Origin of the sequence: Streptomyces arenae (assembly GCF_022343545.1) — a bacterium.
Lineage (GTDB): Bacteria > Actinomycetota > Actinomycetes > Streptomycetales > Streptomycetaceae > Streptomyces > Streptomyces humi.
In genome coordinates this window covers 35507-48714 of record NZ_JAKQYH010000023.1, presented here as the reverse complement: position 1 = coordinate 48714, position 13208 = coordinate 35507, and the positions used below count along the sequence as shown (strand labels likewise).

Below are 13208 nucleotides of genomic sequence, written 5' to 3'. Positions count from 1 at the left end.
ATGGAACGTCCACGTCTGCCGGTGGTGCTGGTCACGCTCCGCCGACGAATGCCAGCATGCCCGGACCGCCCGGCGGGTGCCGAAAGTTGTCCACAGGCACCGAGTATTCGTCGTACAAATCCAACGCATGGTGGGGGATCGAAACCGAACCGTCCCGGACCCGGGACTTCCCCCGTGCGCAGCGGGTAACGTCGGGGCGTGCCCGCCGACCCACTGCACCGCGCCGGAAAGCCACAGCGCAGTACGACGAGCCAGCCGCCCGGCGGCTCGGGGGCGAGCGCGATCGAGGTTCGCAGGAGCGCCCGGCGCCGCCGGACCGTTTCCGCATACCGCGAGGGCGATCGCACCGTCGTGCTGATCCCCGCCCGGATGTCCGAGGCGGAGGAGAAACGCTGGGTGACCGTCATGCTCAACAAACTCGCCGCCCAGGAGAGCAGGCGAGTGCTGGGCGACGCCGAACTCGCCGAGCGCGCCCAGCGGCTGTCGGCCCAGTACTTCGGCGGCCGGGCCCGCCCCGCCACGGTGCGCTGGGTCACCAACCAGAACACCCGCTGGGGTTCCTGCACCCCGGCCGAGGGCAGCATCCGTCTCTCCCACCGGCTTCAGGGCATGCCCGAGTACGTCGTCGACTACGTGCTCTGCCACGAGCTGGCGCATCTGCTCGTACCCGGGCACGGCCCCGGCTTCTGGCAGCTTCTCGAGGCGTACCCCCGGACCGAGCGGGCCCGTGGGTACCTCGAAGGGGTGGTCGCCGCCGACCGGCTGCCCCCGGTGCCCGGTGTGCGCGACGAGTGACGCGCCCCGGCGGCGTTTCCTCCGTGGCCGCCGAGTGCGGTTGTGTACCGGGTCTGTACCGACTTCCTCCGATGTCCGAGTTAGCCGTTAGCCTGGCGCGACGCACTCACATTCGGGATGGGGGACGGTCGTAACGCATGGCCAGGGAATTCCAACGCGGCCACAAGGCCAGGATCAGTGACCTCACGGCCGGAACGGATCTGTACGTAGGGGTGCAGATCTCCGGGCCCGGTCTGTCGTTCGACATCAGCTGCTTCGGTCTCGACGCCGACGAACGGCTCTCGGACGACCGCTACTTCGTCTTCTTCAACCAGCCGAAGTCCCCCGAGGAGTCCATCCAGCTGCTCGGCGCCCAGGCGGGCGACACGGAGTCCTTCCGGATCACGCTGGACAGGGTCCCGCAGCAGATCCAGAAGCTGGCGTTCACGGCGACCATCGACGGCGCCGGGCAGATGTCGCAGGTCGCGCCCGGTTACATCCGTATCGTCGCGGGCGGTGAGGAGGTGGCCCGGTACTCCTTCACCGGCTCGGAGTTCTCCACCGAACGCGCCGTGATGCTCGGCGACTTCTACCTCAAGGACGTGTGGCGCTTCGCCGCTGTCGGCCAGGGGTTCGACGGCGGTCTTGAGGCGCTGCTGAAGAACTTCGGCGGCGAGGTGCTGGAGGAGGAGGCGCCTGCCGCCCCGGCGCCGCAGCAGCCGGGGACCGGAGCCGCACCCGGCTTCGCGCCGCCCGCGTTCGCGACCCCGCCCGCGCCCCCGGCGCCCGCCCCGGCGCCCGCGCCGCCGGCGCCCGCTCCCGCGCCCCAGGGCTTCACCCCGCCCCCGGCTCCCGCACCCAACCCGAACGTGCACGCGGCACCCACCCTCATCGCCCCGATGACCCCGCCCGGCACCGTGCCGCCCCCCTCTCCGGCGCCCTACGGTCAGCCGCCTGTCCCTGGCGCGCCCGTGCCGCCCGGCTACGGCCAGCCCCCGGCGCCTCCGCAGGCCCCCGGTCCGCCGCCCGGCTACCCCCAGGCTCCTACGCCGCCCCCTGGCTACGGCCAGCAGCCGCCGTTCGGGCAGGTGCCAGGCCAGCAGGCCTACGGGGTACCGCAAGGCGCTCCCCAGGGCGGTGCCGGAGTGGGCGCCGCCCTCCAGAAGTTCAAGGAGACGCCCACCGGGCAGCGCTGGACCCCGCAGAACAGCAAGCTCATCCGCGTCGACCTGGGCACGGGCGGTCAGCCGGTGCTGGCCCGGCAGGGCAGCATGGTCCTGTACCAGGGCAAGGTCGACTTCAGCTACAAGGGCGCCGGATTCGCCGGCCGGATCGTGGGCAACGCCACCGGCCAGGAGATGCAGCTGATGCGCTGCACCGGCAACGGCCAGGTGTTCTTCGCCGAGAACTCCGCGCATCTGCACCCGATCGAGCTCCAGGGCGACGCGATCTGCGTCTCCGCCGAGAGTGTCCTCGCCTTCGACGAGAGCCTCCAGTACGAGGTCCGCCGCATCGAGGGGCACGGCATCCCCGGCGGTGCGCTGTTCACGATGCAGTTCCAGGGCACCGGCACGATCGTCGTGAAGACACACGGCACGCCCGTCGTGCTGCCCGTGACCCCGACGACCTTCGCCGACTGCAACGCGATCGTCGCCTGGTCGGCGGCCTCCCAGGTGATCGTCTCCAGCCAGGTCCGGATGCGCCGCAACGCCTATCCGGGAGACACCGGCGAGAGCGTCAACCTGCAGTTCCGGGGTGCACCCGGCAACTTCATCGTCGTCCAGCCGTACGAGGTCTGAGGGAGCCCGTCATGAACCAGCCGCTCGCGGGCTACGCCCCCGCACCCGTCACCGCCCGCATGGAGAACCACGGCGACCACATGCTCAAGGTCGCCATGCAGACCGGGAACGACCTCCTCGCGCGCGTGGGGTCCATGGTCGCCTACGAGGGCTTCGTCCAGTACGAGCCCAACCCGCCGGCCGTGCGCCAGATCGCCCGGGACTGGGTGACCGGCGAGGGCGCACCGCTGATGAAGTGCTCCGGCGACGGCCTGCTCTACCTCGCCGACTACGGCGCGAACGTCGTCGTCATCAACCTCAACGGCGACGGCATCTCCGTCAACGCCACCAACCTGCTCGCCTTCGACGCCCACCTGACGTGGGGCGTGGAGCGGGTCAAGGGACTGGCGAAGTTCGCCGGCCAGGGCCTGTGGAACACCAGGATCTCCGGGCAGGGCTGGGTCGCGCTGACCTCCCGGGGCAAGCCCATCGTGGTCGACTGCGGTGGCGGCGACGACGAGACGTACGTCGACCCGGACGCGCTGGTCGCCTGGTCCCCGAACCTCAAGGTGAAGGGCAAGCGCAGCTTCAAGGCGCAGTCCCTGATCGGCCGGGGCAGCGGCGAGGCCTACCAGATGGCCTTCTCCGGCCAGGGCATCGTCGTCGTCCAGCCCAGCGAGGACAGCACCGACCGCCTCCGGTTCCGGGGCTGAGGGGGAGTCAGGAAACCATGCAGAGCCCGCTTTTCGCCTTCAACGACTCCCAGGCCCGGGACCGCTACAGCCTGCAGAACAAGCAGATGCTGCGGGTCGTCCTGGAGGGCCACGACGACGTCCTCGCCCGCAAGGGCACCATGGTCGCCTACCAGGGGCTCGTCGAGTTCGACGCCGAGTACACGAACAACCAGCAGTCACGCGCGCGTGCGTACACCGGCGAGGGCCTGGACCTGATGCGCTGCCACGGGCAGGGCACGGTCTACTTCGCCAACCTCGCCCAGCACGTCCACGTCCTCGACGTCGAGCAGGACGGCCTGACCGTGGACAGCGGCTACGTCCTCGCCATGGACTCCTCGCTGCACTACGAGGTCGTCGCCGTCGACAGCCTCTACGGCATCTCCGGGTCCGGGAAGTACCAGCTCAACATCACCGGGCGCGGCAAGGTCGCCCTGATGACCTCGGGTGCGCCGCTGCTGATGCAGGTCACGCCCGACCGGTACGTCAACTGTGACGCCGACGCGATCGTGGCCTGGTCCACCGGGCTGCGGGTCCAGATGCAGGCCCAGACCCACTCCTCGGGTGTCTGGCGGCGCCGCGGCAGCACCGGTGAGGGCTGGGAGCTGAGCTTCATGGGAACTGGCTTCGCGTTGGTCCAGCCGAGTGAACTGCTGCCTCCGCAGCACGCCCAGATCGGTCAGGGCATCGCCGCCCAGTTCGGCATGGGCCAGCAGGGAGCGCGCGGGGCCAACCAGGGCAACGTCTGGAGCTGAGAGCCCACGGGTAAGGGGCGCCCGCCCGGGCGGGCGCCCCTTACGCATGCGCCGGAAGGTTCCGGAGAACCGCGGTCAGATCCGCGCGCGGGTCGCCGCCAGGAGCTGGACGACCGAGTCGTCCGCGACCGCCGGGACCTCGTCGTAGGCGAACCAGCGCAGGTCGAGGGACTCGTCGCTGATCACGTGGGCGGCGCCCGCCGGGGCGAGGGCCGCGTACTGCACGTCGAAGTGCCAGTGACACGGTGCGGGGATCGGATGCCGGTCCAGCCGCACCGGGCCGGCCCCGAGGAGGGTCAGACCGGGGATCCCGGACTCCTCCGTCGCCTCCCGCAGGGCCGCCGCGCCCAGGGTGGCGTCGCCCGGCTCGCAGTGGCCGCCCATCTGGAGCCACATCCGCAGCTTCCGGTGCAGGGTCAGCAGCACCCGGCCCCGCTCCGGGTCGATCACCAGCGCGCTCGCCGTCACATGGCCCGCGTGGCAGGCCTTCCACAGGCCGTCCGGGTGGGCCGCGAGATGGTCCAGGTAGGCCTGGCGCAGCTCTCCCTGGTCCTCGTACCCCTTGAGGACGAGGACCGCGTCGTCGTACAGGCTCACTCGGTGCCGTCGCCCTCGGTCCGGTCGTCGCCCTCGGCCCGGTCGTCCTTCTTGCGCAGGTCGGGCTTCTCCGCCGCCTCGCCGAGCATCTTGTCCAGCTCGGAGAAGTCGAGCTGCTCGCGGTGCACGAAGCCGTCCGGGTCGTCCAGGTCGGACGCCGTCGGCAGCATGTCCGGGTGCGCCCACAGCGCGTCCCGGCCGTCGACACCGCGCGCGTCCGTGAGCGAGGCCCACAGCCGGGAGGCGTCCCGCAGCCGGCGCGGGCGCAGCTCCAGGCCGATCAGCGTGGCGAACGTCTGCTCCGCGGGGCCACCCGTGCCCCGGCGCCGGCGCAGGGTCTCGCGGAGCGCGTCCGCGGACGACAGACGCGGCTTCGCGGCCGCGTGGACCACCGCGTCGACCCAGCCCTCGACGAGCGCCAGAGCCGTCTCCAGACGCGCCAGGGCGGCCTTCTGCTCGGGCGTGTCCTCCGGCTGGAACATGCCCTGCTGGAGGGCGTCCTGGAGCTGCTCGGGGTTCTGCGGGTCGAACTGGCCGACCACGTCCTCCAGCTTGGCCGTGTCGACCTTGATCCCGCGCGCGTACCCGTCGACCGCGCCGAACAGGTGTGAGCGCAGCCACGGCACATGCGAGAAGAGGCGCTGGTGGGCCGCCTCGCGCAGCGCGAGGTACAGCCGCACCTCCTCCTTCGGCACGCCCAGGTCCTTGCCGAACGCCTCGATGTTCACCGGCAGCAGCGCGGCCTTGCCTGCGGGGGACAGCGGCAGGCCGATGTCGGTCGAACCGACGACCTCGCCCGCGAGCACCCCGACGGCCTGCCCGATCTGGGTGCCGAACATGGCACCGCCCATCGAGCGCATCATGCCGATCAGCGGGCCCGCCATGGCCTGCATCTCCTCCGGCAGGACGTCGCCCATCGCGGCGCCGACCCGCTCGGCGACCGGGTCGACCAGCTCCTGCCAGGCGGGCAGCGTCGCCTCGACCCACTCCGCGCGCGACCACGCCACGGCCGAGCCGGAACCCGACGGCAGCGACGTCGCGTCGTCCAGCCACAGGTCGGCCAGTCGCACTGCCTCCTCGACCGCCGTGCGCTCGGCGGGGCCGACGCTCGCGTCCTTGACGCCGTCCGACGTGCCCTGGGAGACCGTCTGGCGGGCGATCTGCTTGGCCATGTCCCAGTTCACCGGGCCGCCCTCGTAGGAGAGCATCTGGCCCAGCTGCTGGAAGGCCGCACCCAGGTCGTTGGGGTTCAGCGAACCGAACATGGCAGCGAACGGATTGTCGGCGCCGGGTGCGCCGAAGCCACCGGCGCCGGGCGTACCGAAACCGAACGGGTTGGCCGGTCCCTGCCCACCACCGCTCTGCTGGTCCTTCTTCTTGCCCTCGTCGCCGTCTTCCGGCTCCTCCGGCGGAAGGCCGAAACCGAATGGGGTGTCACTCACGGGAATCCTCGGCTGGTAAGGCCACCGGTTCTCTCCGGCGGCGCGGCTGCCCGACAACACCACCCAGCGTAGACACCCCGACCCGATCGGGCCTCGGTGCTTCGCCGACAGTCCGCCTGCGGCAGGATGGAAGCCACCTGGTACGTACGCGTCACTCGCGCCCGTACTGAAGACAACCGCTGGAGACGCCCGGTGAGTTCCCCAGATCCGCAGGTTCGCGCAGCGCGAAACCACTCAACCCCTCCCGCGACGCGCGGGCCCGTCGTCGCCGTCACCGGTGCCGCGACCGGGGTCGGCGCGCTGCTCACCGAGCTGCTGGCAGCCTCCGAGGAGATCAAGCAGGTCATCGCCATCGACGAGCGGCGCGGGGAGTGCGCGGACGCCCAGTGGCACATCCTCGACGTGCGGGATCCGGCCATCGCGGACAAGCTGCGCGGGGCCGACGTGGTGGTGCATCTCGCGCTCGACCTGGACCTGGAGACCGATCCGGCGGCGCGTACGGCCTACAACGTGCGCGGGACGCAGACCGTGCTGACGGCGGCGGCCGCGGCCGGGGTGCACCGCGTGGTGCTGTGCACCTCCGCGATGGTCTACGGAGCGCTTCCGGACAACGAGCTGCCGCTGTCCGAGGACGCGGAGCTGCGGGCGACCGCCGAGGCGACGGGCGTGGGCGACCTGCTGGAGATCGAGCGGCTCGCGCGCCGGGCGCCCCGCGCGCACCCCGGGCTCAATGTCACCGTGGTGCGCCCCGCGGTGCTCGTCGGGGGTACCGACACCGCGCTGACCAGGTACTTCGAGTCTCCTCGGCTGCTCGTCGTCGCCGGTTCGCGGCCCGCCTGGCAGTTCTGCCATGTCGAGGATCTGTGCAGCGCGCTCAAGTACGCCGTCCTGGAGAAGGTCGACGGGGAACTCGCCGTCGGCTGCGACGGATGGCTGGAGCAGGAGGAGGTCGAGGAGCTGAGCGGGATCCGGCGGATGGAACTGCCGTCGGCGGTCGCGCTCGGCGCCGCGGCCCGGCTGCACCGGATCGGACTGACACCGTCGCCCGCCGGGGACCTCGCCTACACGATGTACCCCTGGGTGGTGAGCGGGAGCCGGCTGCACGACGCGGGGTGGCGGCCGGCGTGGACCAACGAGGAGGTGCTGGCCGAGCTGCTGGGGGAGGTGTCCGGGCGGCACACTGTCGTCGGACGGCGGCTCGGACGCAAGGACGCGACGGCCGCGGGAGCCGCGGGAGCGACGGTCGCGCTGCTGGGCGCGGCGGCCGTGGTCCGACGCGCCCGCAAGGCCCGCCGCCGCATCTGACGCTCCCTGTCCCTGCGGTCGCTCTGTAGGAGCCTCCAAACGCGTCCGCGCGTGTGCCGGGTGTTGGTCGTATTCCGTGCGGCTCCGTACGTGCGGCACCATGGAGGCATGGCTGCTGTGAATGATCACCCCGGTGAGCTGGGTGCCGACGATCCGGTCAGGCTGATCGCGATCCGTGAGAGCGCGCTCTCCGTGGACGAGGTCTTCGCGGCCCTCGGGGACGACGCGGCCGGCGGGGTCGCGCTGTTCGTGGGGACCGTGCGCAACCACGACGGGGGCGCCGACGTCGACGCGCTCGGGTATTCGTGCCATCCCAGTGCCGAGAGCGAGATGCGCAGGGTCGCCGAGAAGGTGGTCGCGGAGTATCCGGTGCGGGCGCTGGCCGCCGTGCACCGGGTGGGGGACCTGCGGGTGGGTGATCTCGCCGTGGTCGTCGGTGTGTCGTGTCCGCATCGGGGGGAGGCATTCGAAGCCTGCCGGAAGCTGATCGACGACCTCAAGCACGAGGTGCCCATCTGGAAGCACCAGAAGTTCTCCGACGGGACGGAGGAATGGGTCGGGGCCTGCTGAAGGACCCGCGCAGGACCCACGTCGGACCTCCGGTTGCGTAACCGTACCCCTCGCGTGAGCGTTGTCAGTGCGGTTGATTAATCTGTTGATCAGTCAGTCGCGACGGTCATGGGGTTGGAGGTCGGCATGGCGGCGCTCGTCTGGTTGCTGATTCCGCTGGTGGCGGCGGTCGGTGCCGGTCTGTGGGGCAGCTGGGCCAACCGGACGAGAAAGGTCCGGAGCGACGGCCCCGAGCTCGACGGGTACGCGCGGTTCCGCGAGGCCATGGAGCGGTCCCACACCGGTGGCTGAGGCACGGCGGGGGCGGGTGCGACGGGTGGCCCTGACGGTGCGCTGACAGACGCGTCCCGTACTGTCGTTTCATGCCACGCCGCACCGCGACGATGCTCGCCTCCACCCTGATGCTGATCGCGCTCCTGTGCGCCGGAGTGCTCATCAACGTGCCGTACTCGGAGATGTCTCCCGGCCCGACCGTGAACACGCTCGGGGACCACGACGGCGAGCCGGTGCTGCAGGTGTCCGGACACAAGACCTACGCCACCTCCGGGCACCTCAACATGACCACGGTCCGGGTCACCAGCGCCGACTACAAGATGAACCTCCTGGAGGCGGTCTACGGCTGGCTGTCGCACGACAACAAGGTCGTGCCCCACGACACGCTCTACCCGGACGGCAAGACGGAGCAGCAGTCCACCCAGGAGAACGCCGAGGAGTTCAGCCAGTCCCAGGAGAGCGCCAAGGTCGCCGCCCTGAAGGAGCTCGGCATCCCGGTGAAGTCCTGGGTGATCGTCTCCACGGTCCTCAAGGACTCGCCGGCCGAGGGCAGGCTGCACGCCGGTGACGTGATCAAGGCCGTCGACGGCACGGCGGTCAAGCAGCCGACCGACGTGGCCACGCTGGTGACCAAGCACAAGGCCGGCCAGAAGGTCGTCTTCACCGTCGTACCGGCCAAGGAACAGGCCGCCGCCGAGAAGGCGAACAAGACGGCCACGAAGACCGAGAACGTCACCGTCACCACGACCACCTCCGACGACGCCGGCGAGAAGCGCGCGATCGTCGGGATCTCCGCCGGGACCGATCACACGTTCCCGTTCACCGTCGACATCAAGCTCGCCGACGTCGGCGGGCCCAGCGCCGGTCTCATGTTCTCGCTGGGCATCTACGACAAGCTGACCCCAGGCAGTCTCACCGGCGGCAAGTTCGTCGCCGGTACCGGCACGATCGACGACGACGGCACGGTCGGCCCGATCGGCGGCATCGCGCTGAAGACCATCGGCGCGCACGACAAGGGCGCCCAGTACTTCCTCACCCCGGCCGACAACTGTGCCGAGGCCGCCAAGGACACCCCGAGCGGGCTCACCCTGGTCAAGGTCAAGAACATCGGGGACGCCCTCGGCGCCCTCAAGGACATCCGCACCGGGGACACCGGCGCCCTGCCGAAGTGCACGGCCAAGGGCTGACGGACCCGGACGCACCGGGGGCGCCCTCCTGACGAGGGGCGCCCCCGGAGCCGGCCGCGCGGGCCTCAGTCCTCGAACGTCGCCTTCAGGGCCTCCGCCAGGCCCGGGACCAGGTCGGGGCCGGTGAGGACCTCCGTGGGCGAGTCCTTCTCGCGCAGGCGCACGGCCGAGTCGCGGCTGCCGTCCCGCAGGACGGCGACGGTCATCCGGACCTCCTGGCGGTCGGGGTGGCTCGCGACCCACTTGGTCAGCTTGGCCCCGCTCAACCCCTCCGGGACCTGCGACTCGGCGGACGGCGGCAGCATCAGGCGCTCCACCGTGAGCGCGCAGCCGACCACCGCGTCCGGCCAGGCGATGGTGCCCAGGAACTCGTCCAGCGCCTTGTCCGTTGGCACTTCGTCCTGCTCGATCGGGGTGAGGCCGGTGGTCGCCGACTCGTCCTCCAGACCGAGCTGGGCGGCGAGCGCCGGTTCCTGGGAGCGCAGCCGGACGGTGTCGACGAGGGCGAAGAGGCGAGCGGGCTGGTCCCAGCCGAGGCCGGAGGCGTACTCGTCGATCTCGAGTACGGCCCGGGTGAGCGGGTTCGCTGCCATGGGAGTGTTGGACATGGTCACAATCCTGCCTCGTTCATGGCCGGAATCGGGAACCGAGTAAACCGTGAGTAAGTTGCATAGGTGTGGCCTCGCGATCACGGGGGACCACGGAAGGCTCACGAACACCGGAGCCTGACGGAACAAGAAGCAGACCCAACAGCGAACTTCGAGGTGCGCACCTTGGCTTTCCAGATGCCGGACCGCGGCGGAGGCCCGACGGGGCCACGGATCAGAGCGACGGGACGTCCGTCCCGGCGCGTCCGGACCCTGCTCCTGACCCTGGGCGTCCTTGCCGTGCTCGGCATGGCGTTCAGCATGTTCGCGGGCTTCTGGACGAACTGGCTCTGGTACCGGTCGGTGCACTACTCCTCGGTGTTCACCACCACCCTGTGGACCAAGATCGGGCTGTTCTCCGTCTTCGGCCTGCTGATGGCCGCCGCGGTGGGCTTCAACATCTGGCTCGCGCACCGGCTGCGGCCGCCGCTGAGCGCGATGTCCACCGAGCAGCAGAGCCTCGACCGCTACCGGATGGGCATCGCGCCCTACAAGAGGTGGCTGCTGCTCGCGGCCACCGCGCTGGTCGGGCTGATCGCCGGCGCGTCCGCGGCAGGCCAGTGGCGGACCTGGCTGATGTGGGTCAACGGCGTGCCCTTCCACCAGAAGGACCCGCAGTTCCACCTCGACGTCTCCTTCTACGCCTTCGACCTGCCCTGGTACCGGTTCCTGCTGGGCTTCGGCTTCGCCACCGCGATCCTCTCCCTGATCGCCGCCGCGCTCACCCACTACCTGTACGGCGGGCTGCGCGTCACCAGCCCCGGCGCGCGTGCCACCGCCGCCGCGACCGGTCACCTGTCGGTGCTGCTCGGGATCTTCGTCGCCCTCAAGGCGGTCGCCTACTGGCTCGACCGCTACGGACTGGCGGTCAAGTCCAGTGACTTCAAGGCCACCGGCAACTGGACGGGCCTGCGGTACGTCGACGCGAACGCCTATCTGCCCGCCAAGACCATCCTGTTCTGCATCGCCGTCATCTGCGCGCTGCTGTTCTTCGCCACCCTGTGGCGGCGCACCTGGCAGCTGCCCGTCATCGGCTTCGGCCTGATGGTCCTGTCGGCGATCCTGATCGGCGGCCTGTACCCGGCGATCGTCCAGAAGTTCCAGGTCCAGCCCAACGAGCAGGCCAAGGAAGCCCCGTACGTCCAGAAGAACCTCAAGGCGACCCGCGAGGCGTACGGCATCGACGACACCAAGGTCACCGAGTACACCGGCAAGAGCACCACCACGGACAAGACCAAGCTCCGGGACGACGTCGACTCGACGGCGAGCATCCGGATCATGGACCCGAACATCGTGTCGCCCACGTTCCAGCAGCTCCAGCAGATGCGGAACTACTACGCGTTCCCGACCAACCTGGACGTGGACCGCTACACCAAGGACGGCAAGGTCCAGGACACCGTCATCGGTCTGCGCGAGCTGAACCTCGCCGGTATCCCGAAGAACAACTGGATCAACGACCACTTCCGCTACACGCACGGCTACGGCGTGGTCGCGGCCAAGGGCACCGAGGCCGACGACCAGGGGCAGCCGGTCTTCACCGAGTCCGACCTGCCGTCCACCGGTGACCTGGGCACGTACCAGCAGCGGGTCTACTACGGCGAGAAGACCACCACCTACTCGATCGTCGGCGGTCCCCAGAAGGAGATCGACTACTCCGACGACAGCGGTGAGAAGACCACCAGCTACGCGGGCAAGAGCGGGGTCAGCCTCTCCAGTCCGATCAACCGGGCCGCGTACGCGGTGGCGTTCAACGAGCCGCAGATCCTCTACTCCGGTGCCATCGGCGAGGGTTCGCGGATCCTGTACAACCGCACGCCCAAGGAGCGCGTCGAGGCGGTCGCCCCCTGGCTGACCATCGACGGCGACGCCTACCCGGCGGTCGTCAACAACCGTATCCAGTGGATCGTCGACGCCTACACCACGTCGAACGGCTATCCCTACGCCTCCCGTACGACCCTCGGTGACACCACCGCCGACTCGCTGACCGCGACCAACAACTCCCGCGCGGTGGTCGCCCAGCAGAACCAGGTCAACTACATCCGTAACTCGGTGAAGGCGACCGTCGACGCGTACACCGGCCAGGTCGAGCTCTACCAGTGGGACACCCAGGACCCGGTGCTGAAGACCTGGATGAAGGCCTTCCCCGGCACGGTGCAGCCCAAGAGCGCCATCTCGCAGGACCTGCTGGACCATCTCCGGTACCCGCAGGACCTGTTCAAGGTGCAGCGGGAACTGCTCACCCGCTACCACGTGACGGACGCGCAGACGTTCCTGACCGGCAGCGAGGTGTGGCAGGTACCCGACGACCCGACCAACAAGTCGGGCAACGCGGTGCCGCCGTACTACCTGAGCATGAAGATGCCGGACCAGAGCCGGCAGGCGTTCTCGCTGTCGACGACGTTCACGCCGAACGGCCGGGACAACCTCAGCGCGTTCATGTCCGTCGACTCGGAGGCCGGTTCCCAGGACTACGGCAAGATCAGAATCCTGAAACTGCCGACCAGTACGACCGTCGACGGACCCAAACAGGTCCAGAGCCAGTTCAACTCCGAACAGGACATCGCCGCCGCGATCAAACTCCTCAAGGGCGGCGACTCCGAGGTCGAGTACGGCAATCTGCTGACCGTGCCACTGGACGGGGGCCTGCTGTACGCGGAGCCCGTCTACGTACGCGGTGCGGGCGTCAAGTACCCCTTGCTGCGCAAGGTCCTGGTCACCTACGAGGGCAGGACGGCCTTCGAGAACACCCTCGACGAGGCGCTCAACAAGGTGTTCGGCTCGGACGGTTCGGACACGGGATCCTCGGACACCGGCACCACCACCCCGCCGACGTCCGGCAATCCGACGGTCCAACAGGCGCTGGAGGACGCCCAGAAGGCCTTCGAGGCGGGCCAGGAGGCCCTGAAGAAGGGCGACTGGACGGCGTACGGCAAGGCCCAGGACGAACTCCAGGACGCGCTGAAGCGGGCCGAGGACGCGCAGGCGAAGGCGGACAAGGCAGGCGGGGGCGCGACCGCGAGCAGCAGCCCGAGCCCCAGTGGCAGTCCCAGCGGCAGTCCGAGTCCCGCCGCGGGTGCGAGCAGCAGCCCCAGTCCCAGCGGGAGTTCCAGCCCCAGCGGCTGATCCCCGGGGGCGGATGATCAAGTCCG

Annotated in this window: 12 protein-coding genes; 9 read left to right on the top strand and 3 right to left on the bottom strand. The window is 70.0% G+C overall.

Translation table 11 applies throughout. The features are described 5' to 3' along the window. The first annotated feature begins 198 nt into the window (after positions 1–198). The 4 genes from MB828_RS12175 (at position 199) to MB828_RS12160 (ending at position 4038) form a co-directional block, all read left to right on the top strand. A complete protein-coding gene (locus MB828_RS12175; protein ID WP_133025393.1) occupies positions 199–795 on the top strand; it encodes a M48 metallopeptidase family protein in 597 nt (198 codons plus the stop codon). A gap of 137 nt (positions 796–932) precedes the next feature. Further along, positions 933–2573, top strand: a complete 1641-nt coding sequence (locus tag MB828_RS12170) for a TerD family protein (RefSeq protein WP_301648160.1) — start codon at positions 933–935, stop codon at positions 2571–2573. A gap of 11 nt (positions 2574–2584) precedes the next feature. Beyond that, on the top strand, positions 2585–3265 hold the full coding sequence (locus MB828_RS12165) for an AIM24 family protein (RefSeq protein WP_133025391.1): 681 nt from the start codon (positions 2585–2587) through the stop codon (positions 3263–3265). A 17-nt stretch (positions 3266–3282) separates the two neighbouring features. Further along, positions 3283–4038, top strand: a complete 756-nt coding sequence (locus MB828_RS12160) for an AIM24 family protein (RefSeq protein WP_133025390.1) — start codon at positions 3283–3285, stop codon at positions 4036–4038. Between the two features lie 75 nt (positions 4039–4113). On the opposite strand, the gene MB828_RS12155 is transcribed toward MB828_RS12160, so the two are convergent. Both MB828_RS12155 and MB828_RS12150 read right to left on the bottom strand, forming a co-directional pair. Next, positions 4114–4635, bottom strand: a complete 522-nt coding sequence (locus MB828_RS12155; RefSeq protein WP_301648159.1) for an NUDIX hydrolase — start codon at positions 4633–4635, stop codon at positions 4114–4116. Beyond that, positions 4632–6077, bottom strand: coding sequence for a zinc-dependent metalloprotease (locus MB828_RS12150; RefSeq protein ID WP_301648158.1), 1446 nt, complete (start codon positions 6075–6077; stop codon positions 4632–4634). The genes MB828_RS12155 and MB828_RS12150 overlap by 4 nt, the downstream gene beginning before the upstream one ends. A gap of 192 nt (positions 6078–6269) precedes the next feature. On the opposite strand from MB828_RS12150, the gene MB828_RS12145 reads away from it, so the two are divergent. The 4 genes from MB828_RS12145 to MB828_RS12130 all read left to right on the top strand — a co-directional run bounded on the left by MB828_RS12145 (position 6270) and on the right by MB828_RS12130 (position 9412). Further along, positions 6270–7382, top strand: a complete 1113-nt coding sequence (locus tag MB828_RS12145; protein WP_133025387.1) for an SDR family oxidoreductase — start codon at positions 6270–6272, stop codon at positions 7380–7382. 108 nt (positions 7383–7490) lie between these two features. Beyond that, positions 7491–7952, top strand: coding sequence for a molybdenum cofactor biosynthesis protein MoaE (locus MB828_RS12140; RefSeq protein ID WP_133025386.1), 462 nt, complete (start codon positions 7491–7493; stop codon positions 7950–7952). Positions 7953–8060: 108 nt separating this feature from the next. Further along, positions 8061–8243 (top strand): hypothetical protein, encoded by a 183-nt coding sequence (locus MB828_RS12135; RefSeq protein WP_207920830.1) that lies wholly within the window; start codon positions 8061–8063, stop codon positions 8241–8243. A 71-nt stretch (positions 8244–8314) separates the two neighbouring features. Next, positions 8315–9412, top strand: coding sequence for a YlbL family protein (locus MB828_RS12130; RefSeq protein WP_301648157.1), 1098 nt, complete (start codon positions 8315–8317; stop codon positions 9410–9412). 65 nt (positions 9413–9477) lie between these two features. On the opposite strand, the gene MB828_RS12125 is transcribed toward MB828_RS12130, so the two are convergent. Then, complete coding sequence (locus MB828_RS12125; protein WP_046731132.1) at positions 9478–10020, bottom strand: PPA1309 family protein; 543 nt, start codon at positions 10018–10020, stop codon at positions 9478–9480. A 177-nt stretch (positions 10021–10197) separates the two neighbouring features. On the opposite strand from MB828_RS12125, the gene MB828_RS12120 reads away from it, so the two are divergent. Continuing rightward, positions 10198–13182 (top strand): UPF0182 family protein, encoded by a 2985-nt coding sequence (locus tag MB828_RS12120; protein ID WP_301648223.1) that lies wholly within the window; start codon positions 10198–10200, stop codon positions 13180–13182. The last annotated feature ends 26 nt before the right edge of the window (positions 13183–13208 follow it).